Origin of the sequence: Microcoleus sp. OTE_8_concoct_300 (genome assembly GCF_031383065.1) — a bacterium.
Taxonomy (GTDB): Bacteria; Cyanobacteriota; Cyanobacteriia; order Cyanobacteriales; family Microcoleaceae; genus Microcoleus.
In genome coordinates this window covers 1-1,471 of record NZ_JANMZH010000101.1, presented here as the reverse complement: position 1 = coordinate 1,471, position 1,471 = coordinate 1, and the positions used below count along the sequence as shown (strand labels likewise).

Below are 1,471 nucleotides of genomic sequence, written 5' to 3'. Positions count from 1 at the left end.
GAGAATGTTTTTGGCATCAAACTCTGAAGCCAGATGCAGGCTGCTTGCCAGAAACCCAGCCATCAGTTGTAAGGTCTGGATGTCTGACTCTGTAAAGCTAGAGGGTGTCGCTGAAACAACTTTTAAGACACCAACCCGATCGTCCTGATAGAACAAGGGAACAACCACCAGTGACCGGATACCAATGCGCTGACAGGCAGCCCGATCCACCCGTGCATCGGTTTCTGAATCGTCGCAAAGCATGATTTGGCCGGTCGCAATACATTTTCCCGACAAACTTGTCCCTACTTTCATCCGTAATCCCACATAGTCGCTGGCGATACCACTCGCTGCCCGATACACCAACTCATCCCCTTCAAGCATTTCAATCACGGCCCCATCGGCGCCGATCAATTTTTGAGTTCGATCGTTAATTACTGCCATCACTGCATCCAGGTTAGGATTGCGGATGGCGATTTCCTGTTGGGTGGCAATCACCACAGCCAGACGCTGGAACTCTTGTTGCAATGCTGCTTCTGCTTGCTTGCGATCGGTGATATCCTTCATAAAGCAGTGATGCCCGCTCGCTCGCTCCTGCGAGTCGTAGGCTGCTAACATCACCCATTGCTTGTAAAAAATCGAACCATCTTTCCTGATACCACGGGCCTCAACCTCCACTCGGCCCTCGGCTAGCATTTTTTGATAAGCCGCCCTCATCATGTCGAGATCTTCTGGATGAACTGTTTTCTGCCAATTCATACCAACCATTTGTTCAGGTTGATAACCCGCTATATTGGCGTAGGCTTGATTAACGGTGATGTAGCGTCCGAAAATATCCAGCCGCGAGATGCCTTCGACGGCATTAGCAAGAGCTGTACTCAATTCTCTGAGTTCTGTTTCCGCCTGGACACGATCCGTAATGTCTTGGGATGTACCAAACAATCGAATCACTTGTCCCTCTGCATTGAGTTCGGCCTGTCCTCGGGCTTCGGTATGACGGATAGAACCATTCGGGCGCACGATTCTGAGTCGCAATAGATAAGGCTCTCCGCGAGTGAGCGCTCGTTGAACTACCAGGTGTAGCTGTTCGGCACTTTCGGGATGGTAAATCCGCAGGTGTTCTTCATAGGTAGGTTCGCCCAGTGCCCTGTCGCGTCCCACAATCTCGAATAGTTCGGCAGACCAGGTAATTTTACCCGTAATCACGTCCCATTCCCAGCTACCGATGTGGGCAACCCGCTGGGCTTCTGACAACCGGGTTTTACTCTTTTGCAGGGCTGTTTCTGTCTGCTGGCGGTCGGTAATATCCTTTTCGTTCACGACCAACATCGGGTTGCCTGTTACCGGGTCGTTGGTACACCGCACGTCTATCCCGTGCCAGCGAATTCCCGCCAGAGTAATCACTTGAGCGTCCGTGCTAAAGACCTCACCGGACTTAAGAACTGCCATTGCTCGCTTTCCTACCTGAGAGTCAACAAAGCGGCTCACAAAA

General features: G+C 51.4%; 1 protein-coding gene. It reads right to left on the bottom strand.

Going from position 1 to position 1,471, the window contains the following annotated elements; genetic code table 11:
• Positions 1–1,428, bottom strand: a 1,428-nt coding sequence (locus ACUVJL_RS04650; RefSeq protein ID WP_445244780.1) for a PAS domain-containing protein, incomplete at its 3' end; no start/stop codon positions are given.
• Positions 1,429–1,471: the final 43 nt, after the last annotated feature.